10 protein-coding genes and 1 pseudogene are annotated in these 25,633 nt (G+C 46.3%); 5 read left to right on the forward strand and 6 right to left on the reverse strand.

Annotation, left to right across the window (positions count from 1 at the left end; translation table 11 throughout):
* Positions 1-73: 73 nt before the first annotated feature.
* Genes AC1DRQ_RS02455 through AC1DRQ_RS02465 form a run of 3 tightly spaced genes read right to left on the reverse strand, consistent with a single transcriptional unit; the run spans position 74 to position 1,816 of the window.
* Positions 74-976 carry an alpha/beta fold hydrolase gene (locus tag AC1DRQ_RS02455; RefSeq protein WP_477422030.1) on the reverse strand — a complete coding sequence of 301 codons (903 nt, stop codon included), beginning with the start codon at positions 974-976 and terminating at the stop codon, positions 74-76.
* A gap of 40 nt (positions 977-1,016) precedes the next feature.
* A complete protein-coding gene (locus tag AC1DRQ_RS02460; protein ID WP_477422031.1) occupies positions 1,017-1,493 on the reverse strand; it encodes an SRPBCC family protein in 477 nt (158 codons plus the stop codon).
* A gap of 5 nt (positions 1,494-1,498) precedes the next feature.
* A complete protein-coding gene (locus AC1DRQ_RS02465; RefSeq protein ID WP_429393426.1) occupies positions 1,499-1,816 on the reverse strand; it encodes an ArsR/SmtB family transcription factor in 318 nt (105 codons plus the stop codon).
* Between the two features lie 226 nt (positions 1,817-2,042).
* On the opposite strand from AC1DRQ_RS02465, the gene AC1DRQ_RS02470 reads away from it, so the two are divergent.
* From AC1DRQ_RS02470 to AC1DRQ_RS02480, 3 genes and pseudogenes are all read left to right on the forward strand, one after another.
* Positions 2,043-2,990, forward strand: a complete 948-nt coding sequence (locus AC1DRQ_RS02470) for a family 43 glycosylhydrolase (protein WP_477422032.1) — start codon at positions 2,043-2,045, stop codon at positions 2,988-2,990.
* Positions 2,991-3,439: 449 nt separating this feature from the next.
* A complete protein-coding gene (locus tag AC1DRQ_RS02475) occupies positions 3,440-5,371 on the forward strand; it encodes a glycoside hydrolase family 97 protein (protein WP_477422033.1) in 1,932 nt (643 codons plus the stop codon).
* 378 nt (positions 5,372-5,749) lie between these two features.
* Positions 5,750-5,851 (forward strand): annotated as a pseudogene (locus AC1DRQ_RS02480) (nucleotidyl transferase AbiEii/AbiGii toxin family protein); the annotation flags it as partial.
* A gap of 14 nt (positions 5,852-5,865) precedes the next feature.
* On the opposite strand, the gene AC1DRQ_RS02485 reads toward AC1DRQ_RS02480, so the two are convergent.
* The 3 genes from AC1DRQ_RS02485 to AC1DRQ_RS02495 form a co-directional block, all read right to left on the reverse strand.
* The gene (locus AC1DRQ_RS02485) at positions 5,866-6,993 is read right to left on the reverse strand and encodes an epoxide hydrolase family protein (RefSeq protein ID WP_477422034.1); all 1,128 of its coding nucleotides are present in this window, start codon (positions 6,991-6,993) and stop codon (positions 5,866-5,868) included.
* A gap of 347 nt (positions 6,994-7,340) precedes the next feature.
* Entirely contained in the window at positions 7,341-7,619 is a 279-nt protein-coding gene (locus AC1DRQ_RS02490; protein WP_477422035.1) for a hypothetical protein, read from the reverse strand.
* 836 nt (positions 7,620-8,455) lie between these two features.
* Positions 8,456-9,514: an alpha/beta hydrolase family protein gene (locus tag AC1DRQ_RS02495; protein WP_477422036.1), complete on the reverse strand. Its 1,059-nt coding sequence runs from the start codon at positions 9,512-9,514 to the stop codon at positions 8,456-8,458.
* A 486-nt stretch (positions 9,515-10,000) separates the two neighbouring features.
* Between AC1DRQ_RS02495 and AC1DRQ_RS02500 the strand changes: the two genes are divergently transcribed.
* Together AC1DRQ_RS02500 and AC1DRQ_RS02505 are read left to right on the forward strand one after the other, a co-directional pair.
* Entirely contained in the window at positions 10,001-17,308 is a 7,308-nt protein-coding gene (locus tag AC1DRQ_RS02500) for a SpvB/TcaC N-terminal domain-containing protein (RefSeq protein ID WP_477422037.1), read from the forward strand.
* A 31-nt stretch (positions 17,309-17,339) separates the two neighbouring features.
* Positions 17,340-25,619, forward strand: a complete 8,280-nt coding sequence (locus tag AC1DRQ_RS02505; RefSeq protein ID WP_477422038.1) for a Tc toxin subunit A-related protein — start codon at positions 17,340-17,342, stop codon at positions 25,617-25,619.
* Positions 25,620-25,633: the final 14 nt, after the last annotated feature.

Consider the following 25,633-nt stretch of genomic DNA (forward strand, 5'->3'; position numbering starts at 1 on the left):
AAGGTACACTGTTTATGATGGTGTGCCTTTTTGATGTAGATCAGTTCATCACCCGTGTATTCGGGCAATTTACTTATGGCTTTGTTTCTGATTGATTAAGGAAACTTTCAATCATTGGGATAACATAGCCTGCTTCTTTGGAATGAGATGGTAGTGTTGTTATTTCTCCTATGTACTCACCGTGTACGCCAGGGATGATCGCTAATGCTGAGCCTGCGATCAGCCGCTGCATTTGGATAGCGTGTTCGGGTGTTATAACATCTTTGTCTGCTATGATGATGAGTGTCCGGGCTTTAATAGATTTGATCTGTTCATTTGGTATATCTTTAAAGTTCACCATCCTTTTAACATCCTTGTCGTGCATGACCTGCAGGCCATTTGCGTTTGGCGCAACTTGTTTATAAGCATCTTTTAACTGCTGGTGCATATGAGCTAATGTCGCCTGTTTCATAAAATCCCAAAACTGTGCAGGAACTCCGTTGCGTTTGCAGAGTGCAGAACCTAAGATCATTCTATTCACTATTTCCGGGTGACGGATGGCGATCTGAACGGCAGTTGTTCCCCCGTTGCTGAAGCCAAAAAAATCAGCTTTGCCGATTTTTAAATTTTTTAACAGTGCCACAACATCATCTGCATCCTGTTCAAAGGACAGATCCCTATCCCTGTCACTGGTTCTTCCATGGGCTTGCAGCTCCATAGCTATAATTCTCCGGTGTTTAGCAAGCATGGGGATGACCCTTCCAAATGTGGTCTGAATGGTAGAACCACCACCGTGGATCAGCACAAGTGGCTTGCCTTTTCCATAAATTTCATAATACATGTTGATGCCGCCAACTTGCGAATAGCCGTTTTTGGAAACTAAAGCGTCATTTACGGCCGGTTTCATTTGACCATTGATTTCCTTTGGCCGGTCCGCATTATTGCACGATGAAAATATCAGCGCTGTTAAAACAGCATATACGATTGTTGTTCTCATTTTATGGGTTTAGTTGAAGCAAACAATGTTGATCATTTTCTTAATGCAGCAGTTGACCGAGCTTATTAAGCATCTTGATCCAGCTTTGATAAGCACCCGTTTTCTTTGCTTCTTCTTCCGAAACGGTTTGATGGATCGAAACTTTGGTTTGCCCGCCAATCGATTCAAAGGTGACTGTTGTGATTTGCGCCTCAGGCCAGTCTTCGGTTTTGCCGGCGGTAACTGAACTTACGGAATTACCGCCTTCATCTGACATCACCATGGTAAAAACAAGTTTCTGATCCGGCAGGATTTCCAGGTAAGTGCCTTTGATCCAACAGTCGCCGTGTACCGGATCATGAATACAGGAATGAAAGTTACCGCCTTGTGTCGTATCAATTGACTTAAAATCAATGCTGCATCCATCGGGTGCATACCAGTGTTTGAGTTGCTCAGGATCTGTCCAGGCCTGGAATACGACTTCCCTGGGAGCGTCGAACAGGTGGGTAATAAAAAGTTCTTTTTTTGCTGTGTTCATAGCTGTTATTTTTTTGTTGCTGTAAGGAATTTGTCGAGTTTTTCAAATCGCTGGTTCCATAGTTTTCGGGATTTAGTTACCCAATCCGTAACTTCATCTAATTGACCAATCCGGGCTTCACAAAACTGCTCCCGGCCTTTCTGGGTAACGGAGATCATACCGCATTCGTTCAGCACTTTAATGTGTTTGGCAATTCCCTGTCTGGTCATGCCAGAGTCATCAACGATCTGTGCAATATTTAACGGTCCTGCCGACAGCTTCTGAATGATCATTCTTCTGGTAGGGTCTGCAATGGCCTGGAAAACATCTCTTCTTTCTATCATAATAATACAACCATTTGGTTGCCAAATATAAATACAACCATTTGGTTGCGCAAATATTATTTAAAAAAAAATGCTTCTTCCTCGGGAAATTATGCGAACACGTCATCATTGAAATCCGAATAGGTATTCAGCAATTATTTTCCCTGTTAAGGGATTATTAACGTTTTTTTAATTGCCGGGTTGTTATTTGCGGTAGAAACAAAATTTAAATAACATCCTCTGCTATATGAAAAAAACGCTTGTCAGCTTGTTGTTCTTATCCATTACCTTCTTGCTTTCCTTAACAACCCGCGCTCAAAATCCCATTATCCGAAACATCTACACGGCCGACCCTTCCGCACATGTCTGGCGTGACGGGCGCTTATATGTATATCCATCCCATGATGTCGATCCTCCGCGCGGATGTGACCTGATGGATAAATACCATGTATTTTCTACAGATGACATGGTGCATTGGAAAGATCACGGTGAGATCCTTAACGCAACCCAGGTACCCTGGGGACGAAAAGAGGGTGGTTTTATGTGGGCTCCTGATTGCGCCTATAAAAACGGTAAATATTATTTCTATTTCCCGCATCCCAGCGGAACGGACTGGAATAAAACCTGGAAAGTTGGCTTGGCTACCAGCACGCAGCCGGCGGGTGGATTTGAAGCGCAGGGGTATCTTAACCTGGGCGACGATAGCCGTTCTATGATCGATCCCTGCGTTTTTGTTGATGATGATGGCCAGGTCTATTTCTACTACGGCGGCGGCGGCAGATGTGCCGGCACCAAACTGAAAGGCAACATGACGGAAATAGCGGAACCGCTACAAACAATGGAAGGGTTGAAAGATTTTCATGAAGCTACCTGGGTATTTAAAAGAAACAACATTTATTATTTGACCTATGCCGATAATCACGCCATCGACGGAAAAGGGGCTAACAGGTTAAATTATGCCACAAGCAAAAGCCCGCTTGGTCCCTGGACTTACGGAGGGGTATACCTCGACCCGACGGGCTGCGATACCAGTCATGGCTCCGTAGTGGAATATAAGGGCAAATGGTATGCATTTTATCACAATAGTGTGCTTTCAGGCCGCGGAAACCTGCGCTCAGTTTGTGTTGACGAACTGCATTTCAATAACGACGGATCGATACAAAAAGTAGTGCAAACAGGGTTGCTAAGTAAATGAATAGTTCTACTGAACTTTTGGCCGGTAAGACGATGCAACGCAAAAATCGTTCAATAATCCGCATTCATTTGGACAATACTTTTTAAAATCCGCTAAAGCCGTTGTTGCTATTTCGATTAGGTTAAAATACCGGTCGATCGTCGCTGTACAGTCCTCTAATGACTGATAATCACTGTTATGAATGACAGATTTTGATAAGCCGCTGAAGCTGATCTCTATCTTTTTTAAATAACATCCTACGGTGCTGAAACTGATGGCTTTTCCGGATGCCTTGCTGTAAGCATAGGCCAGATCCGTAATGGTCCAGGATGTTTTAATAAGTCATCGGCAATATTTCAATTTAAAATTTACAGTGATAATAAAGTCCATTGATGTAGCCATATTGTCCATTTTTTTAATGGTAGAAGTTGTTTTAATTTAACTGCTGTATTATCCAAGCTGCTCGACATATGAAAAACAGATTTATTTATTGCTCTTTAAGCTTAATAGCGCTTGAAGTATTTTTTTTAACTGCAAACTGTTTTGCCCAAACAAAATCGCTCTACGTACAGTCTGAAGATCACCTGAATAAAATTACCTTGTCGCTAACCGGAGATGGAAGGCTGTCTTATAAAGTAACCCGGCGAAATAAAACAATAATTGACGATTCTCCTCTTGGCCTGAATTGCGATGATCAGGATTTTACATCCGGTTTATCAGTTGTTGAAATTTCACCCGCTCAAAAAAAGAGAGAACAATATGAATTGAAGGTAGCCAATAATAAAAGTGTAGACCATGTTCTTGAAAGCAGGAGCATAACTTTTAAGAATCGACAAGGAGCAGTAATGATACTGGACCTGATTGCCGGAAAAGAAGGTGTGGCTTTTCGTTACCGGTTTCAGGACGGGGACGAACATGTGCGGTCAATTAAAGATGAGCTTACAGGTTTTCGTATAGTGCAAAATTCAAAAGGCTGGCTGGAGCCGTATAATAAGGCTGGCAAATATACGCCAGGCTATGAAGATTTTTACCTGAATGTAAATTCGGGCGACCCTATCGTTAACTCACGCAATCCTTCTGTCGGTTGGTGTATGCCTGCTCTTTTCAACGTAAATGAAAATAAAAGCTGGGTGTTGATTGCGGAATCCGGAACGGATGGTTCCTACCCTGGCTGTCATTTAAAGCCAGATGCTGCAGGCGGAATCTATCAAGTTGCATTTGCTGAAAAAGACGAGAAGTATACCCTTCCTTTAGCCGATAAAGAACACGCCTATCCCGAGTCAAATCTTCCATGGGTTATGCCATGGCGGACTATTATTATAGGGGATCAGGCCGGAGATATATTGCTGTCAACTTTGATCACCGATCTGGCATCTCCTTCAAAAATTGAAGATGCTTCGTGGATAGAACCGGGTAAGGCTGCATGGTCATGGTGGTCGCATCCGGATGATCATTCGCCAGAGATCTATAATGAATTTACAGATCTTTCAGCCTCCTTTGGCTTTAAGTATACGCTCTTTGATGCCGGCTGGGAAAAAGCTAATAGAGACGGAAAGATCATTGACCATGCTATTTCTAAAGGGATTCAGCCACTGGTTTGGGGTTATTCATCAGAATATTTTGATCCGGAAAAAAGAAAAGCAAGATTTAAGCAACTGGCCCAGATGGGTGTTAAAGGCGTTAAAATAGATTTTTGGTGCTCGGACAGACAGGAAGTAATGGCCGCTATACAATCGGTTTTTGAAGATGCGGCTAAAGAGCACTTGTTGGTAAACCTCCACGGCACTACCGTACCAAGGGGCTGGCACAGAACCTGGCCAAATTATATGACAGCAGAAGCCATATTAGGAACAGAGAGCTATTTTTATGAGCCGAGATTTCCCGAAAAAGCTGCAGAACAAAACACGGTACTGCCTTTTACAAGAAACGTGGCCGGACCTGCCGACTATACACCTTTTGCATTAACCATGAGAAAGTTCCCGCGTGTGAACACCGCGGTTCATGAACTTGCTATGGCTATGATCTACACGTCCGGCATTATTCATTTTGCAGATTCAAAAGAAGTATTTGATTCGCTTCCTGCTCAGGTTAAGAATTTGCTGAAAGAGATGCCTGCCACCTGGGATAAAACTGAATATATTATAGCTGAGCCAGGGAAGTCGATAGTGCTTTCCAGGCAAAAAGATGCACTTCATTATATTGTGGGTATAAATGGTACCAACAACAAACTGCCTGTTAGCCTGGATCTCAAAAAATGGAGCAAGGGATTTTCTAAGTTCAGACTCATATCAGAAGGAAAAGATCAGTTAATGGAATTCAACGTGCAAACCTATTCCCTCAGTTCCGCCTGGTCGTACGTGTTGGCTCCTAAAGGAGGCTTTATCATTCAGTTTATTAAATAGGATTTATAGTTATAACAACTTGGTTGAATTAAAAAATGAAGGTGGAGCTGCCCCCGAACCTGTAGTCGGAGGAGATATGAAAAAGATTACTTTCTTGCGGTTAATAAACGTGAAAAGAGACTCAGAGACAACATTTACGTCTTCTTTCCCGCAGACGGATTTATAAAAATCGATAAAGAAATTATTCCTAAATATAAAGATCTGCATACCGATGTCGACGCGGCCATATATGATTAAGGAAATTGGCGAAGTTTTCCTTTTTGTTATAGCCAGAAACCATGTTCATTTTACCAGTATTAAGCCCTGGTAGGGCTGGAACAAATTGAATCGGATGAAATGGGAATGGCGGTCGGGCTCATCGAAAAGGATTATTGGATCATGCATGTATTGTACGGTCTAAAAAGTCAAGGTTTTGAGTTTGAGCTGAAAGGAAGCACATCGCTATCTAATGGTTATCATATCATCGACCGCTTTTCAGAAGATATCGATAAAATTCAAAGTTTTTTAAAAAAATCCTTAATATCATTAGCAAGCAGCAAAGGTTGCTCTACAGCCGCAAAATGTCCGCCTGCGGGCATAATTGTCCAATGCTGTATATTAAATCCCTTCTCTATGTAGGCGCGTGGCGGAGTAGGTAATTCTTTGGGGAATTTGGCGAAAGCCACCGGTACATTGATAAACTGGCCTTTTTCCAGCGCCAGCGGTTTCTTACTGTTTTCATTATAGATCCGCATAGAAGAATGGATCGTTTGCGTAACCCAGTATAAGGTAACATTTGCAAGCAATTCATCTTTAGTGAACGTATTTTCGATATTGCCCTGGCTATCGCTCCATCCATTAAATTTTTCCACGATCCAGGCACATAAACCCATTGGCGAATCATTAAGTCCGTAAGCTGCCGTAAGGGGTTTTGTAGCGTGTACATAAGCATACGCCCCTTCCTTTGCTGACCATTCCGCCCCGTATTTTTGAAAAGCCAGTACTTCATCCGACGGTTTTTGTCCATCAGGCAGGGATGGTTTATAGGAGCCGGAAATGTAATTAAGATGCAGTCCGATAACATTTGTTGGATACCGGAGCGCCAGCCAGGAACTGATGCCGGAACCGATGTCGCCGCCTTGCGCACCATATTTGTCATAACCCAACCCCGTCATTAGCTGATGCCATAGATCGGCAACATAGGTGCTGTTACAGCCCGGCTGCGTTATCTTGCCCGAAAAACCAAAACCTGGGACGGACGGGATAATTAAGTCAAAAGAATGATCGGGTTCTTCTGTAAGTAAGGGAATTAGCTTCATCATTTCCAGAAAAGAACCTGGCCAGCCGTGGGTGATTAATAATGGCAAAGATTGCTTGCCCTTTCCTTTTATATGTATAAAATGAATCTGACGGCCATCTATTTCGGCAATAAAATTGGGGTAAGCATTTATTTTATTCTCTATCTGACGCCAGTCGAATTTGGATTGCCAATAGTCTGCCAGCTCTTTCATATACGAAAGATCGGCGCCATAACTCCAGCCTGAACCGCTTAGCTCGTCAGGCCATCGCGTATGCTTTAAACGGAATTTCAAATCGTCTAAAATATCTTGTGGAACTGCTGCTTTGAATGGAGTGATCCTCATATCTGGTTTGTTTGCAGAATTAAACTTATGACATTAGGTTCGAAAGGTACTAAAAATGCAGCTACGGCAATGGTGCCTTTCTTTATTAATTCCCTACGGTTGAGTGTCATCTTGTTTACATTTGCGCGGCACCTGCTCATACCTTTCGCGTGGGGGAGCCGTGAGGCCCCGGTTCGCCTTATGCTGCAAAAAAATGCTCCATTTTTTGCAGCCCGGCGCAGATGGTTTGGTAGTTATCCAGTGAAAGGCAGTATACCTGCGTATCCTCAATGTACAGATAATTTAAAAAACCAATGTCATTAGCGCTATCCTAATAGCAAATCATCCTTTTTTGTCGGTCCCTCAATTTAGATTTCTTTTCCATCAGCACACCCGTCAACATTGATTTTACTGTTTATGATTTCCAGGTCCTCAATAGTTAGCTTACCAATACGCATATCGTCAAACGAGGCCTTTTTAACAGATAAACGACCAAGATAAAACGCACCAATAGCAATTGACCCGATCGCGATGCATCCCAACGCAAAGGCTCCTGTCGCACCCGCGCCTATTGCCCGTGCGCCCAATGCGTAAGCGCCTATTGCCTTGGCGCTCCCCATTTTCTTACTGATATTTTTTATTCTCATGATCTTGTTCATTTTGTTTAGTGTTACCATGTTGACTTTTGGCTCCTTTTCAACTAACAAATATTTCGATAAAGAGTTGATAACCAAAGTATTTTTCAATTGCACACCGGATTAGCTATCCAACGTTTACTTAACTGTAACTTATCACTGTTTTTAATAGGGAACATTGACTTCGGCTTCGGTGAGCTAATAGCCTTCATATTTCCATTCGAAAAAGCCGATCCCCTTGAAATGCAACCTGCTGAGGTAGCCGGGATGTGCCGAAGCAAAGGTGTTGATACCAGTTGGAGGCAATGTGTCTGGACTACAGAATGTTGTCGCTTAATCACTGAATGTTTTCAAAATGCTCTGTAGTTGAGTAATAGATAGGTTTCAAAATGCAGGAATCCTTTAATCCCTATAACATCGCAAGAATATTGTTATGGCTGGGAACGCCCAAAACGGCCACCAGGCTTTTTGTGAACCTTGTAAGTGATTGATATTCAGTGCAAAATAGAGATATAAGTGTAGCCCAGGTGGGCGCACCTAACTGGGCAAGCTTGATTTTTCATCGCTTGCCCTTTCTTTTTTAGCCTTTGAACGATCCAAAGAAACCGTCGATATCGGCGCAGAAAAACAAGAAAAGATACTTCAGGCGACTTATGCCACAGACGAACCGCGCATAACCAAAACAACCCGTATCTGGCCAAGGATTACTAATGCGGTTTCCATTCCAACCCTCCCTTCCACAGGTGCCTATTTTATAACGCAACAAGCACCTCCAAAGCAGTCAAGACAAATTCAGCCTGAACAAAGAGAGCCCGCCAATTCTGAGTGCAAGCCGCAAAAGCCAGCAACTACAGCCATTTGCTAAACCAATCCAGTGTCATTTTAAAATGTTCGGGCGTGGAGGTATGGAATAGTTTTGGGGTTATATCACGACTGATTTTGTTGTTCGCGTTTTTGGAGGTGTAAGCCTGCATGGCTGATGCGTAAGCGATGTTTGCGCCGGGCAGTGGACAATTTGGATCGTTTTCGGTGCCGACAACCAGCAGGGCCCGTGGTGCCATCAGCCGCAGTAATGACGGACAGTCAAATTCCCCGGTAATATGGGGCAGCAATTTATCCCATACTGCCTTTACGTTCCGTTTGTTTAAGGCCGAATCGCCCAGATCTTTAGCGGCCTGCAGATGTGCACCCTTGATCGTACCGGCACGTCCCTGCCATTTATCGTTATCTAACGACCATTTAAAGCTTTGTACCGAAATATCCAGCACGATCACTTTGATCCGCTGATCTGTTGATGCGGCAAGCCATGTTTCTATACCGCCCATGGAGATGCCGCCCATGCCCAGGCGATTGGGATCGACATCAGGCCTGCTGACCAGGTAATCGGTCACCCGCCATAGGTCAAACGCGGTGTCGAACAAAAAGGGGTGGGTTTGGCGGGTTTTGTCTTTATTTTCCCAGGCGGCGGTTGCCGCTGCCACATATTCCTTTGAACCATGCGCGCCGCCGGCAACCCGTTCTCCATGAAAGCGGGCGTCAATAGAAACGCCCATAATGCCTCTTTTAACCAGCTGGTACAGGATCTTTTTGTTGTCCTCCTTTTTACCGCCTGTGCCGTGTAAAAAAATAACGGCGGGGTATGCTTTTGCTCCCGTAACCGGTTTGTAAATCAGGATGGGTACCCGTTCGCTCTTTTCGCTGTAAATAAAACCATGCTCGATGATAGCCGAATCTGTTTTGATTACTTCGAAGGCGGGGTTTAGCGGAACGCGCGGCCGCTCCAGCAGCTTTTTAAAATCAGCCGCCACCTGATTTGCGGGAGGATAATTTATTTGCTGCGCAGCTGAAAGCAGCGCGCTCAGCGATAACAGTATGCTACTGCAAAATACTTTGATCTTAAATAACATGTTGAGATGGATTTACTGGTACAAGGTATAAAACATAGTGCTTAATCATTGTAACAATATGAATATGCCAGGGGTGAGCGAGCAGGATAAGATTTGCCGAAAACCCCGGGTGATGGCTTCCAGGTAAACCGGGTGATTGATTTTTGAATGTCAATGCTTTTTAAAATAAGCTGTTTTTAGCTTAAAAAATACCGTGAAAATACCTACTGCATTTATTAATAATTAAAAATAGCTTTAACTAAAGTATTCCTTTTATCAAACCTAGATAAACCAACCTTATTCACATGAAATTAAAAATGTTCAACCCTCCGGGCAACATGACTGACTTTGAGGGGATCTCTGGCCAGCGACAGCAATGGAACGATGTATTTGGAATGCCTTTCCCAGGACACTTGTTGTGGGTTAGCGCGCTATAACCCTTTACCCATTTCTTCAGAATGCCATCTGCCAGCACCTACCATGGTAGATCCTTATCATTTGACAGCTATGAACGATAACTCTGCGAACCCAGCGGGAAAAATGAAACAAGTCTCCTATAATGAGATCAACCTGCCAAAAGGCGGTGGGGGTATGCGCAGCATGGGCGATGCTTACAAAGCCAATATATTCAGTGGTACGGGCTCTTATTCCATTCCTTTTCCTGTAACACCTGCACGGGGTTTTGAGCTTGAGGTCAATCTCGACTATAGTTCAGGTGCAGGCAATACTGAATTCGGCCTTGGTTTCTCTCTTTCGCTACCAAGAATTTCTCTTAATACCGAGAAAAGAATTCCCCGCTATGACGGGTTCGATGGGTTTACAATGAGCGGTCAAGGTGAACTTGTATTGAAAAAAAGCGCGGCTGACAACCCTAACCCGTATAACATTAACTTGGGTGGCATAAATTATGAGGTGAGCACGTACCTGCCCCGCATCGAGGCGGCATTTTCAAAGATAGAGCGGTGGAAAAAAGAAGAAAGCGACGACCAGTACTGGAAGGTCACCTCCCGCGAGAACGTTATATCCTATTTCGGCAGGAGCGCGGCTTCGCGGATATTTAATCCAGCTGATCCCAGCCAGATTTTTGAGTGGTTAGTAGATGAATCTGTTGATCCCAAACGCAACCGCATCGTTTATACTTATAAAGAGGAGAATGATGAAAATGTCCCGAAAGATGTTTATGAAACCAATCGCTCTATTACAGCGCAGCGTTACATACATCGCATTGAATACGGAAACTATAAAAAAAAGGACGGTACAGGGCAAGCTTTTGCCATCATCTTTGATTATGGAGAATACGATATCAACGATCCCCTGACAGCATGGACTCCCGTGCAGGATTGGAGCTGCCGCCCTGATCCTTTTTCTTCTTATCGCAGTGGCTTCGAGATCAGGACTTTCAGGCTTTGCCGGAACATACTCCTCTTTCATTATTTTGAGGAGGAACTTGGATCGCCCTTCCTGGTTAAGGCCGGTATCCTGGAATATGATAACCGGGAGTCGTATGACCCCATTCGCTTTAATGGAATCTCAAAGTTGAAGAAAGCAGGACTGAGGGCATTTCGTAAAACATTAACGGGCACATTCGAAACGCAGGATCTTCCTCCGCTTGAGTTTGGCTGGTCTGAATTCAACCCTCCTGAGCGGCCGGAATTCAAGATCATGACCAGCGGGGGCTATGATATTCCCGGCCTCCTCGGTCCGCAGCAATTTTTCCCAGTGGATTTGAATGGGGAGGGTATACCGGGATTGCTCTATACCGACGGACAGTCTGTAATGTACCTGGAACCGGAAGGAGAGGGAAAGTTCAAAAGGCCTGAAAGCCTGTCGAAATTTCCGGCGAACAAGGATCTGGGCGGAGGTATCGCCTCTATACAGGATATAGATGGAAACGGGGAAATGGAACTGGTAGTTGCAGATGGAAATAAGACCGGGTTTTATGAGCTGCAGGGAGGGGTTGCCTGGCAAAAATTTCAACCGTTTGACAAGTATCCAACGGATTACGCCAATCCTGCAATGGAAAGTGCAGACCTGGGAGGTAACGGGAAATCCGATTTGCTGCTGATTGGAACTGAAGATATCCGCATTTATAATTCGGAAGGGAAGAAGGGCTATGAAAGTTTGAGGATAGTACCGAACGTGAACAACATCCCGACGAATCCCCTGCAAGATCCCGTTGAATATGTGGGCTTTGCTAACATCTTTGGAGATGGAATGGCCCACCGCGTGCGGGTAGCCAATAAATCGGTACAGTGCTGGCCGTCGCTGGGATATGGAAATTTTGACGAAGTGGTTACGCTGGGCAATCCGCCGGATTTCGGCGGGGATTTTGATGCTGCACGCGTTTTCTTTACAGATATTGACGGTTCTGGTATGGCAGATCTGGTCTATGTATATCCCGACCGGGTGCAGGCTTACCTTAATCAATCAGGCAATTCCTTTTCAAAACCTATAGTAATATATCTGCCCGCCCCTTTCAGCACGCTCGATCAGATCAACTTTGCTGATATTCTTGGCAACGGAACATCCTGCCTTGTCTTCACAAAGATAACTCCGGTGCCCATACAGTACTGGTATAATTTCGCCGGCGAAACCCAGGCGGGAAACGGCGAATGGGTACAAAGTATTAAACCCTATCTGCTATGCAATATTGAAAATCACTTAGGCACGCTAACAACAATTAAATATAGCACCTCGTCGCGCTATGCGATGCAGGACAAACTTAAGGGACGGCCATGGCCTACTGTGCTTCCCTTCCCGGTGCAGGTAGTGGAGGAGATCAATACCTACGACAAAATATCGGAAATACGCAGCGTTAGCCGCTATGCCTGGCATGATGGATATTATGATCCGCAAGAAAGAGCTTTCAGGGGTTTCGGTTACGTAGAATCATGGGATTGCGAACCTGGGGAAAATGGTAAAGAGCCGTACACTTCCATTTCGCCGGTTTACACGCGCAGTTGGTACCTCACAGGCGCCTATGCTGACTATGATGCATTACTTAAACAGTACGGGGAGGAATATTTCGACAAGGATAAAGAGGCGTTTAATTTCCCCAATAGCCACTTTACTGCAGCGGTTTATCGGCACGGGGAGGCTACGCTCCGGCAGGCTTATGCGGCGTTGAGAGATAAGCAGATCAGGCAGGAAATATATGGATTAGATAACTCTGCCGCAGCTGCTTATCCCTACTATGTCGAAGAATCCAACTACACTGTGGAGTTGATCCAGGCGGCGGAAGAGCATGCACACGGGGTATACAGGATAGATAGCCGGGAAACCATACAGTATAATTACGAGCGCAATCCGGCAGACCCAAATACCAGGCAGGAGTTTACGCTGGAAGTAGATCCGCTTTGCGGCGAAGTAACCAAAAACTGTACGGTATTTCTGGGCCGGAGGGATGTAAAAACACCATCTGTTACTATCTACCCGGAACAGAAAATGCTTAAAGCCACTGCCAATGCAAGTCTTTATATCAACACAAGCCAGGAGCAGGCATACTGGTACCGGGGCCTTTTATATGATCAGCAGGAATTTGACTTGCTGGGACTGGATCTTGGTAAAGCAAAGTATTTCAGCTATGAGGAGATCAGTAAACAGGCGGCCGGTGCTTTTACTGAAATAGTGCCCTATCTGGGTAATCCACCCGTCGGGTGGACAGGGCCTTATGTATCGCAACTGAGCTGGAGCACCTCTTATTTCTGGAACGAAGACCAGGACAAAGCGCTAAACGAAGGTGAAATTTCATCCCGGGCGTTGCTCCATCACCAGGCCCAGGAAATTTACACCAGGGATAACATCAATTTAATCTATGGGGACCGGCTGAGCGAGGATGTTATATTGGGTCAGGGCGGGTATAGTTATAACGAGGCCCGTGGATATTATGAGAACAGGGGATTGGTGCAACATTATTTTAAAGATGCTGATAGCTTCTTTATGCCCTGGAAGGTGGAGAATTCATTTGTGAGCCCTGCTTCAGAGCTGTACCGAAGTTCCACGCTGGAATACGATTCTTATTTTCTTGCGGCAATAAAATCCCGGCTGTACCTCGACGAAAAAACAGAGAATGTAACAAGCGCGGAGATTGATTACCAGGTAATGCAGCCTTGGCAGATCATCGACATCAATAATAATGTGAGCCAGGTACTTTACGATCCTTTCGGCAAGGTGATCGCCAGTTCTCTTTTCGGTAAAGAGGAGGGAAAGGCCTGCGGCGCCATGCGCTTATATGAATATGAAGGTTTGCCTGCAGAGTACATCCGCAGAGATAAGGCGGGCGATGGAGGCCCCATCACATTTGACGATGTTGTTAATAACGCTGAATATTATTTACAAGGTGCATTATCCTTTTTCTTTTATGATCTCCATGCGTATGACCGCTCTGTTGTTCTACAGCAGAGTCCTCAACCGCCGAATTCGGTCAGCCTGCAACGTTATAATTATTATCATCTGAACGATGGAACTTCGCCTTTCAGTTGCCGCACCGAGATCGAATTCAGCGATGGCCAGGGCAAGATCATTGAGAATAAAATGCGGGTGGAACAGGGCGCGGCCGTCATGAGAGATGGAAAGGGCGCACTTTTAAGAAGCAAGGGTAAAATACGCCAGGCCGAAACTGGAACCCGTTGGCTGGTATCAGGCCGCACGGTTTATAACAATAAGGGCCTTGAAGCTGAACAATACCTGGCTTATTTCAGTAATATCCCGCATTACGAAACACAAAAAGAGATTACGGAAGAGGGGATTGTTCCTCCGCCGGCACGCTATTATTACGACCCATTGCAGCGGCTTGTACGTGAGGATACGCCTAAAGGCTTTTTTACAAAGGTGGAATATACGGCCTGGGAGGAATCACATTTCGATGAGGACGATACTGTGCTTGATTCGGAATATTACAAATGGTTCATGGCAAATTATCCGTCCGACCCCACGCAGGCGCAGAAGGATGAAAAGAATGCTTTGGACAAAGCGGCGCGGTTTTATAACACGCCGGCTATTTATGTGCTGGATAACGCAGCTGGCCGTATCCGGGAGATACAGACAGAAGAAGGGGGAAAGCAGCTTGCTACTTTCGTAGAAGAGGATACACAAGGCAGAAAAACATTGATTATTGACCCACGTCTTTTTAAATCAAACCTTGATAACGGGACAGCCTATTATAACTTTAAATACCTATATCCCATGGGTATAGAAAGCTATGCCTCCAGCGATAGCACAGATGCTGGATTGGAACGTTTCTTCAATAATATCTTTTCTCAGCTTTGCTGGTCTATCAGCGCCCGCAATTATTGTCAGCTCATTGTTTATGACAGACTGGACCGCAAAACCAAGCTCAATATCAAGCTGATTGAGTATCTCGGGCCGGTTATTGATTATGAAGACTTTAGCCTTGTAGAGGTGTTTACCTACGGAGAGGCGCAAAGTGCTGCAGACACGGCCAACCTTCGTGGCCAGCTTTATGAACAAAAAGATCTATCCGGCAGCAGCCTTAGCCTGCAGTACAGCATGAGGGGCAATGTGCTGAAAAACTCCCGGCAGGTAGTGAAGGATTATAAGACGCCTGCTAATTGGAAAAACAATGTGGAGCTGGAGCCGGAGATATATCACCTTTCATTTACATTCGACGCTTTGGGAGATCTTCTCACAGAAGGCACACCGGATGGTTCCGTTACAAGTTTCAACTATAACATAGCCGGGCTGCTCGACAGGATTGAGGTAAGCAGTAAAGACAACTTTAAACAAGAGATAGTAAGCCAGATAGAATATGATGCCAACCGCCAAAGGCAGAAGATCCGCTACGGCAATGGTATACAGACTTCATATACTTATGAATGGACTACCCAGTTCCTCAGCCGCTTGTTAAGCACACGGCAGTTAGGAAATGATTCGATCGTGCAGGACATCAATTACACCTATGATCCGGTAGGGAATCTCACGCGGAGCTGGGATTACAGCGTCCAAACCGTTTTCTATAAAAATCAGCAGGTTGACCCTATGTCGGATTACACCTATGATGCGCTTTACAGGCTTATTAGTGCAACGGGGCGGCAGCATCCCGGCATTAATGCAAATACGTATAAGAATAACATTACGCAGGAAAGCTTCAAACAATCCATTTTCAGCCAGTTGCCCGCGCCCGGTGATGGCAGTGCGCTGGAAAACTATATGGAAACCTATACTTACGACGACTCGGGCAACCTGGTACGTAAGCAACATACTGCGGCCAGTTCTTCCTTCTCGGTTGATGCCCCGGTAAACAACAACAATAACCACCTGAAAGACGTGGAGTACGATGCCTGCGGCAACCAACGGCAAATTGCTATTAATAACACAGTCGCTCTTTCCTTTAACTGCTGCGAAAACTTAGTGCGTGCGGGGATCATCGAGAGGCCCGAGGAACCCGATGATTCTGATTATTATGTTTATGACAGCGCAGAAGACCGCACGCTCAAAGTAAACGAGCGCATGGCGCAGGGAGGCGCAGTAACCGAAATTTCGCGGAAGATCTATATTGGTAATTATGAAGTAAAGCAGAATTACCAGGTCGCCGAAGGGGTCTCTACCCTAACGATGGAACGGCGTACGCTGAGGATTATGGACGACAAGACCTGTGTGGCCATAATCCATTACTGGGAACAGGACGACAGGAAACGGGAAGTGGAAAAAACGGGCAGCCGCAGTATACGCTTCCAGATGGACAACAGTAATGGCTCAATATCGATGGAAATGGACGCGGATGGTGAGCTTATCAGCTACGAAGAGTATTTTCCATTTGGAGGCACAGCCATCATTGCCGGCGATAATGAACTTGAAGTATCCCTGAAGGATTACCGCTATTCGGGGAAAGAATGCGATGACAGTACCGGACTTTATTATTACGGGGCGCGCTATTTCATTTCCTGGCTGGGGAGGTGGTTGAATGCGGACCCTGTTGGCGAAAAGGATGGGCTTAACCTTTACTGTTATGTAAGTAATAATCCTTTATTGTACAATGACCCGGATGGCCGCACCAAAAAGCGGAAGCGGGAATGGGAGCTTCCAAAATCAAAAGTGAGGAAGAAAGCAAAGCAGACCGACCTGGACGGAAAGAGTACAAAAGGAAGAAAAAGCTGGTACCCTACTGGAGTAAAGGCAGTTACCCCTGCTATTCGCAAAAGCTACGTTACTTCCCAAACCGGGGTGATCGCCATTCTGAAGATAAACGGCGTTGCCATCCAAACCGGGAAGAACGGCCCTGCCTTTAAGACGCTGTCGTTTCCGGAGGTAGGCACGGAAAATCAAAAGGGATTGAAGATCAATCCCCATGCGGAAGACTGGAACATCTCTTCCTTCAGGACAGCTTATGCGGTGAGCAAAACATTCGGCAAATTCCGAAGCACTTATGGGGTGCCAAGTAGTACTGGTAATACAGGCGACGTGGGCGGAAAGGCGGTGTTCAGTCTGAGGATCAATTTTTCGCCATGCCTGGGCTGTGTGGGTACGATTGTATCCTTTAAAAAATTCCTGGAAACGGAATTAGGTGTGGGGACTTTTCTCCTCCGGACAAAATTCCTGCGGCCTTACGATCTGCCCAAAACCCTTACGTCAGACACATCCTCCAAGGCCACTAATTTTTGGGACGCTATTAACCTGCTTAACGAAAATGGCATCTATGTAAGGCTTCAATCTCAGGCTTCAGCGCAGAAGATGGTGCCCACTTTGAAGTTAGCCGGAACAGATTTCGGGCAGGATGTAATAAAAACACTTTTCCCGACAGAATATGCACAGCTTACTAAGACATGGAAAACATTAGGCATAAGCCGTACAAAATAAAAATTAATCAAACGGTATAAACAAAGTCAACATGGCCTCAAAAAATAACGCGAATCAACCGGCAACGTTCAAGTTGGCCCAGGCATTCACAGATGACAATCCTGACCTTGACATCCACTCAGCGGACCTTTTCAACAAGCCCACGCTGAAAAAATTGAAGCTGGATACACATGCTAAAGCGCCAACGGTGAAAGCCCTGCAGGCAAAGCAGCGGCTGGATAAGCTCCATTCAAGCGGGAGGGTAGTACAAACGCTGATGAGTAAAGGCATCACATCTGCTAATCATTTGGCTATTATACCGAGGGAAAAATTCGTAAAGGAATTTGCCGGCGAGCTGGGCCTGGAAAATCATGAAGCGGAGGATCTCCATAAGCGCGCCACAGGCGTCCGCAACAAGTCCATGCACCTCTGGGCTTCCATCCGTGGCACCGTGGCGTCTCCTTTATACCGCGGTTCTGTACTGAATAACGTCAGTTCCGATGTGGAGAAAACTTTCTCGAACCTGCCCAGCTACCAGGACCTTTTTGGCACCCTGGACTATTGCAATTGTAAGGAATGCCGTTCTGTTTTCGGCGCGGCAGCTTACCTGGTTGATCTGCAGCGTATTATTGAAGAATACGTTACCAAGCCCAATAAGAGCACCATTCTTCCGGAGTTTCTTTTCACTTCCCGCAGGCCCGACATCGGGGAGATCGAGCTTAGCTGCACCAAAACCAACGACCTGGTTCCTTATCTTCAGATCGTGAATGAAAGGCTGACCGCTTATGCCCAGGATTATCTTGAAAAAACTACGCCCGATCAGGTTATAGAAGCAATGGCCACCACGCTGATCTACCCCATACAGTTACCTTTCAATTATCCGCTGGACCAGATCAATGTGTTGCTTAACAAGGCCGAAGCGCCCTACGGTGATATTCTGCTGGCGTGGAAGCAGCCTGACGCAATTTCATACGCGCGCGGGCTCACGCTTTCTCCCGAACAGCAAAAAATTGTCATCACCCAACTCCAAACTGCTGCCGATATCGCCCCGTTTTATAATGTAACAGACATCACCAAGCTTAAAGATGCGGATACATTTATACAGAAGACCTGGATAAACTTTGCAGATCTGTTGAAGCTATTAGACCAGGACCTGAATGATGCGGAAAAGGCAGCCGGGTTGCAGAAGCATTTTTATATTAACGAAGGGCTTAATGGCGAATGGGTCAAGATTGAACAGCCCGTAAACGATGGACCTTATGTACTGACCAACCTGGATGTGGTGCCACTGGACCAGATAAACAGGATCAAGCGGTTAGCTGCTGCCATCGGGCAAACGGTAATTGATACCGATTGGGCCTTGCGCTGCATAAAAAAAGGCGCCAATCCTTTATTAGACGATACCGCAATTGCTGAACTTAGTCAATTGCTGGAAAGCGCCGAGCTCCTGGATATGGACTTGGCCACGGCTTCTATGATGCTTGGGCCAATCAAAACATATGGCAAAGTAATAAACGGGAGCGGCTCAGCTTTTGATACACTTTTCAATTCTGCGGGTGTAGTTGCATCTAAACCTGCTTACCGCCCTTCGGAGAACCCGTTGAACTCGCTTTATACCATTACACCGCTGAAATGGACGCCGGAAAAACCCGAAGAAGATAACACCGCATCTATCAACCGGGTTTTGCCTGGTCTCGGCATGACTCTCAACGATGCAAACACACTTGGAAAATATCTTTATGGAACGACGGAAAAGGACTTGACGGTGGATGTACTTTCCGTACTATACCGTCACGCCTTGCTCAGCCGCAGCCTGCGGATGGGAATGGAGGCATATGTCCTCTTTTTACAGATCATGAAGCCGGCCGATCCTCAGTGGCCCAGCGCTGCCGAGCTTAACAAGCTGGTTAAAACCGCACGCTGGATGGATGACCAAGGCGTCAATCCTTATCACATGGATTACATTATAAACGGCAATCTGACGGTGTATGTGAATCCACGTTATCAGCCCGACCGGGTGGATGAATGGCTGCGCACCTTATGGGTGAACGTGAAGCCTGGTACCCCGGAAACAGGCAGCGACATAACCGCCCAGATAGCCATCCTTTTTGGCGCCGATGTGCCGCGTATCACCGCGGTACGTGAAATGGCCGTGGCGGCAGTAACAAAACCCACCGGTGTAACTACATGGGAAGATGGATTTATGACAGCCGATACAGATGGTAAGACACCGAAATACGGACCATATGTACGCGATGTGTTAAAATGGGTATCCCGCTGGATCGCGCTATCAGATGACATTGCCCTGCCTGCCGGGATGATGGCAGGTATAGCCGGATATCCGGGGGCTTATGGCCTGCCTGATAAGTTTGACAGCATAGGTTTACAGTCTGTTCAATGGATAAGCATGGTGCAGGTTATGATGAAGGCTTATGGCGACTTCCAACAAAACCTGTTGGTTTACATCGCACTGGCTTCAAAAAATGCCCCTCTGGAAGATCAGCTGAATGCGCTGCAAAATGCCACAGGCTGGTTACCTCGCGATGTGGAAAGCCTGCTAAAAGGGCCGCTAAAAGCGGATACGGTTATATGCCAAAAGCTACAGGACCTGCAGGTCTGCATTACGCTGATGGACAAGTTGGGGGCGAACCCCGAATTAATTGACAGCCTTGTGACCCTGGCCGCAAAACCTGCAACCGGGAACTGGGAATTATATAAGAAGACATGCGGGCAGCTCATTGATAAAATCGCGGGGTTATATGGGCAGGGGTGGCCTGGCGTATGGGCAACACTTTCAGGCGACCTCGCGCTGCATCTGCGCGACGCTTTGTTACCCCTTGTGCTGGCCGAGCTTAATTCGGATTATAAAGATATTACGGCAGTACGCAACGTGTATGAGTTTCTGCTCACGGATGTAGAAATGGGCCCCGAAACGAGCATCTCATATGTAAAAGAGGCGTTGAATGCCTGCCAGACTTATCTCCAGCGCTGCCGGCTAAGGCTTGAGCCCGGCGTACTTGATATGAGCAACATACTGGAGCCCTGGTGGGAGTGGATGATGAATTACAGGGTTTGGGAAGCCAACCGCCAGATATTTGTTTACCCGGAGAATTATCTCATCCCTACGCTTCGCAAAAATGTAACGCCCCAGTTTGCGGCTCTGTCCAAAACCCTGCAACAGGGCGATATCACCAAGGCCTATGTAGGCTCGGCTTTCAGCAGCTATATCAACGGTTTTTCGGCCGTAGCGGAGTTGAAGCCGGTGGACGCCTACCGCAATCGAATTGAAAACAGAGACACGATCTACCTGCTGTCACGCACCAAAACAGGCCCTTATGTTTATTACTATTGTGAGCAGCCGGAATTTATGCCATGGACTCCCTGGGAAAAAATAGACCTTACCATTAATTCTCCTAATTGCAGTTTAATCTATGCATTCAACCGTCCATTCATTTTTTGGGCCGAAATTACAAAGAACAACAGCTCTTCAGTTTCTGGCACACAAGGGGACGTAACTACGAATAACAGCCTTGTGTATACGGCAACGCTGAAATATTCCTTCCTGAATCAGGATGGCGAGTGGGTACAACCCCAAATACTTGTTGACCAGGAAACGATTTATTTTAATGCGGATGACAGCCGGAAGATCAACCTGAAGAACTCGCCTATTTTTGAAGGAGACTTCAACCTGGATGATCCGGATTGGAATAAAGTATTTGCCTTTAGCGTAAATGCCGACAACTACGTTACCCCGCCATCTTATAAGGCAGGTTCAGAACGGTTGGTTGTAATGTACGGACCGAACATAGCGAACACAGGATCGATAGTGGATGCAGAGGTCTCATCTCCAACAACCGATCCCAATGCAGCAGCCTTTTGGGCCAACCTGCATGTCAGGGCAGAAGATCACAACCGGATGATCGTAGGGCAAAACACCGGCTATCTGCCATTAATGAAGGTACGCATGATCAATGCAAGCCTTGAGCATGATGTGCTGGTTCAGCACGAAGAATTTATAATGAACGATCCTTACCTGGCTAACGGGCCTTTATCCAATATCCAGGCAGAGCTGCAAAGCTCGGGTGAAGTGATGCAAATTGCCCGTTGTGCAGAAGCCATTAGCTGTAACCGTAAAGCTCAAATGGCCAGTAGCCTTGATTCAACCAGCCAGGCTACACAGCTGGACGGGGATTCCTTTATAACTACCGGTATCAATTCAGACCTCAGTACCCAAATATTTATTGCATTGAAAACTGCACTGGTAATTGACGCAAACGGGCTGGTAAGCCTGCCTGCCATGATTACGCTTGACCTGTATAAGTCATTGGAGGGTATCACCGCCTATGATTCTTTTGGGCCAGTGCAATTCTCTGCTGTGCTACAGGTACTTTTCAATCACATGGAGGCGACACCCCTGTTCAGCCAAGTCAAGGGCAGTAATATTGTGCCAGTTGCAACGCAACCCGGATGGTTTATGTTTACCGTTAGCGATGAAATATTCCTGCTGGCCCCTAAACCCAAATCGATAGAGAAAACTGCGTTCAGCACTTTTGCGCTCGGCCTGCGTATTGGCGACCCGCTGCTAACACAGGCATTTGCCATCATGAAATACAAGGTTTACGATCCTGTTGAAAAAGAGGAAGACATTAGTGTAGCGTTATCTAAAAAAATATATGACCGCCTGATAAAGTTTAGCCTGATATCTAATGGAAGGCCGACGATGGAGGCGACGTGGCAGAATTTTTACAGCACCCTGGAGTTTTTTGTGGATTTGGAGGAAATGACGGATGTGCAAATTGGTTACGTGTACCGCGCGTTCAATAACGCAGCGATTATTTTTAAACAGGATTTTGTTCCTGTAGGGGTAAGCGAACCTGTTTCGGAAGATATATTCAAGGCATTGATGAAATTCAGCATCATTGATCCGGTTGGAAGGATTGATGATACGCTGCTTACAGGCAGGAACGTGATGACCGCACTGGGCAACCTGTTAAGTGCTAATAAAGTTTCGCAATCACAAATAGCCTCGGTTTATAAGATATTGGCTGCTTGTCCGAAAGCGGTCCAGCTTACTTACAATAACGACGGCGACGCAAAAAATAATACTACTACTGCCGAATTTGTATTTGATGTGGTACGTCTTTCTACCGGCGCCATCAACAAGATCAGTCGTGCGCTGTTCGTAAACGGGGTAGACGAACTGCTTAGTCTGAAAACGCAGCAGATACCGGTTGTTCCTGTGCTTCCGTTCGACAGGTTTAAACCCTCGGTAACCAACCTTGTATGGCCATCGGCGCTGGATGCAACACAAGTGGATTTCGATGGACTTTATGGTCAATACTATTGGGAGATCTTTTATCATATCCCCATGCTGGTGTCATACACGCTAAAGATCAACCAGAAATTCCCTGACGCTACAACCTGGCACCAATATATATTCAATCCTACTATCCGGGAGGAATATGTTACACCGGAGGCCATTGTGCAGGATTCAGAAGGGAAGATATTTATACAACAAGCCACCGGCATTGTGAGCAGTTTGAAAACCCATAATATAGGCGACCCGGCTGCACCCATTTTGAATGCAATTGGTGAAGTAAACCCCGGGTTCAAAGCCACCACTGACCTGGCTTTTCTGAAAGTTGCTGATCCGAGCCTTACTGATGACCAGATAACAATGGTCCGTAACATCCTGTTGAATTATCAATTGAATGCACCGTCAGGGCATTACTGGCAATTCAGGCCATTCCGCACCCACAACCTGGAAAGCCTGCAGGAAATGCTGTCTGATAAAAACCCGGCGATGCGGGTTTACAATGATGATCCTTTCGACCCCTTTGCAATAGCAAGGCTGAGGATAGGTGCATTTGAAAAAGCAACTTTGATACAGTACATAGATAACCTGGTGGCCTGGGGCGATAACCTTTTCACTGAGGATACCTGGGAATCCATCACGGCGGCTTATATGATCTATGTTTATGCGTACAATCTGCTTGGCCCGCGTCCGCAGGAGGTGGGGGTTTGCCCCGGAGAAAATGTTGTGTTGACTTTCAACCAGATTGCAGCGAAGTATCCAAACGGCATCCCGCAGTTCCTGATCGAGCTGGAGCACTTTACCGGATCAGGCACAGGGTCAGACACTCCGATGCTCGGCCATGCCTTTAACGATCTGAACGTCTATTTCTGTGTGCCGGAAAACGCCGACCTGATGAGACGCTGGGACCTGGTAGAAGACCGCATGTATAAGATAAACCACTCCCTCAACATCAATGGCATATTCAGGCAACTGCCGCTCTTCGAGCCGCCGCTTAACCCGCTTGACCTTATCAAAGCGGCTAAAGCGGGCAATAATATACAAATGCTCACCGATTCAAAGCCAAAGATCTCGCCTTATCGCTATACATCTATCAGCAGCGTATCTGCCATGTTGTGTAGCACCCTTATTGAACTGGGCAGCGCCTTGTTAGGTGCACTGGAAAAGAATGATGCCGAAGCCCTTTCAGCGTTGCAGGCAAATCAGCAAGGGCAGATACTGGATATGACTACCACGATAAAGGAGGACCGGATATCTGAATTAAAGGCAACAGTTGCAGGGCTAAACAGCTCCCTTGCATCGGCCAATAACAGGCTGACCTATTACACTGAGCTGATTGACGCAGGATTAAGCGGTTTTGAAAAGACCAGTCTGGATGCTGCTGCAGCCGGGCTGGCGTTCAACATCCTGGCGGGGATCAGCAAGACTGCTGCCTCCATAGGATTTGCGATACCTCAGGTAGGTTCACCGTTCGCGATGACCTATGGCGGAATACAGGTTGGCTCCGCAGTGAATGCCGCTTCAGGCGCGTTTGAAATCGGGGCGACCGTAAGCGCCTTTGTCTCACAGCAGTCTGCCACTATGGGGGGATATGAACGCCGCGGCCAGGAATGGGGGCTGCAAAAACAGCAGGCGGTATACGATTCGCAGAATATTCAGCAACAGATCGACGCCACAAACTATCAACTCGCCTCGGCACAGCAAGACCTGACTATCCACCTCAAAACTATCGAACAGAACAAGGTAGTGGAAACCTATCTCAAGGACAAGTTCACGAACCAGGAATTATACCAATGGATGATCGGCAGCCTCAGCGGTACCTACTTCCAAACTTACGCGCTGGCCCTTGAAGCAGCCCGGCAGGCCGAAGCATCCTTCCAATATGAATTGAACAGCACACAGCGTTTTCTTTCATTTGACTACTGGGACAGCTTGCATAAAGGGCTGACAGCGGGAGAAGGTTTGAGGCTGGCCTTGAACCGCATGGACAGCGCATTCAGGGCGGGCGATGTACGGACACTGGATATAGTAAAGACTATCCCGCTTTCGATGCTTGCGCCTAACGCCTTGCTTAGCCTTGTCAATACAGGCAAGTGCTCATTCCAGTTTACTGAAGCGCTGTTTGATTATGACTATCCAGGACAGTACGCCCGCAAGATCAAGACGATCTCTGTTTCAATTCCTGCGGTGCTCGGGCCATACCAGGATGTGAAAGCCATCCTGAAACAAACCAAGAATTATGTGGTAACGGATGGCAATGCGATTGCGGCCGTAAAATATCTGCTGAGCAGCCAAAATCCCAAACCATCCACCGGCCTTCGCGAAGATTGGGGTGTAAACCAAAGCATCGCCCTTTCAAAAGGCGTGGATGATTCAGGAATGTTCGTTATGGATTTCCAGGACCCCCGCTACCTTCCCTTTGAAAATACCGGCGCAGTTTCAGACTGGGAGCTCAGTATGCCTAAGGAGACCAACCGGTTCGACTTCAACCAGTTGTCTGATGTGATCATCACGTTGAAATATACAGCCTTTTTTGACGGGAAACTGGAAACTGATGTTAAGGCCGAACTGGCGAAATACCCCTTAAGTGGTGGCATCCTCGTAAATGGCAATATGCAAAGCAGCGCGTGGGTTGCATTCCTTATGGATACAGAAAATGCCGCCGTACAAACGCTCACGCTTAAAATTGATCCGACACAGATAGGCTTTTTCAACAGCTTTAACTATTACACCATTATCCTGCAGCTCGAGCTCGGCGAAGGGGTTACCGTAATGGATGGATCGACATTTCTGAAGCTGGTGGCAGACAGTACTACTACCGGTACCCCTCCATTGAATAAAGGCCAGGGGATAATTAGCAGCATTACCTGGGATGCAAAAAAACTTCCCACAAGCTGGAAGCTGGAGTTCGACCTCAATAGCGATGCTATTAAAACTATTTTGAAGGATGGACATATTGATGGAAAAAAACTCCTGAATGTGCAATTGATCGGGCTGTATAATGCCAAGTTGTATTAATAATAGATATAAAA

This window comes from Mucilaginibacter sp. P4_E8, assembly GCF_056401495.1.

Coding starts and splice junctions, on each gene's coding strand:
- AC1DRQ_RS02495 (WP_477422036.1), bottom strand. CDS start 9,514: ATGTTATTTAAGATCAAAGTATTTTGCAGTAGCATACTGTTATCGCTG.
- AC1DRQ_RS02505 (WP_477422038.1), top strand. CDS start 17,340: ATGGCCTCAAAAAATAACGCGAATCAACCGGCAACGTTCAAGTTGGCC.
- AC1DRQ_RS02460 (WP_477422031.1), bottom strand. CDS start 1,493: ATGAACACAGCAAAAAAAGAACTTTTTATTACCCACCTGTTCGACGCT.
- AC1DRQ_RS02455 (WP_477422030.1), bottom strand. CDS start 976: ATGAGAACAACAATCGTATATGCTGTTTTAACAGCGCTGATATTTTCA.
- AC1DRQ_RS02500 (WP_477422037.1), top strand. CDS start 10,001: ATGAACGATAACTCTGCGAACCCAGCGGGAAAAATGAAACAAGTCTCC.
- AC1DRQ_RS02470 (WP_477422032.1), top strand. CDS start 2,043: ATGAAAAAAACGCTTGTCAGCTTGTTGTTCTTATCCATTACCTTCTTG.
- AC1DRQ_RS02475 (WP_477422033.1), top strand. CDS start 3,440: ATGAAAAACAGATTTATTTATTGCTCTTTAAGCTTAATAGCGCTTGAA.
- AC1DRQ_RS02465 (WP_429393426.1), bottom strand. CDS start 1,816: ATGATAGAAAGAAGAGATGTTTTCCAGGCCATTGCAGACCCTACCAGA.
- AC1DRQ_RS02485 (WP_477422034.1), bottom strand. CDS start 6,993: ATGAGGATCACTCCATTCAAAGCAGCAGTTCCACAAGATATTTTAGAC.
- AC1DRQ_RS02490 (WP_477422035.1), bottom strand. CDS start 7,619: ATGAGAATAAAAAATATCAGTAAGAAAATGGGGAGCGCCAAGGCAATA.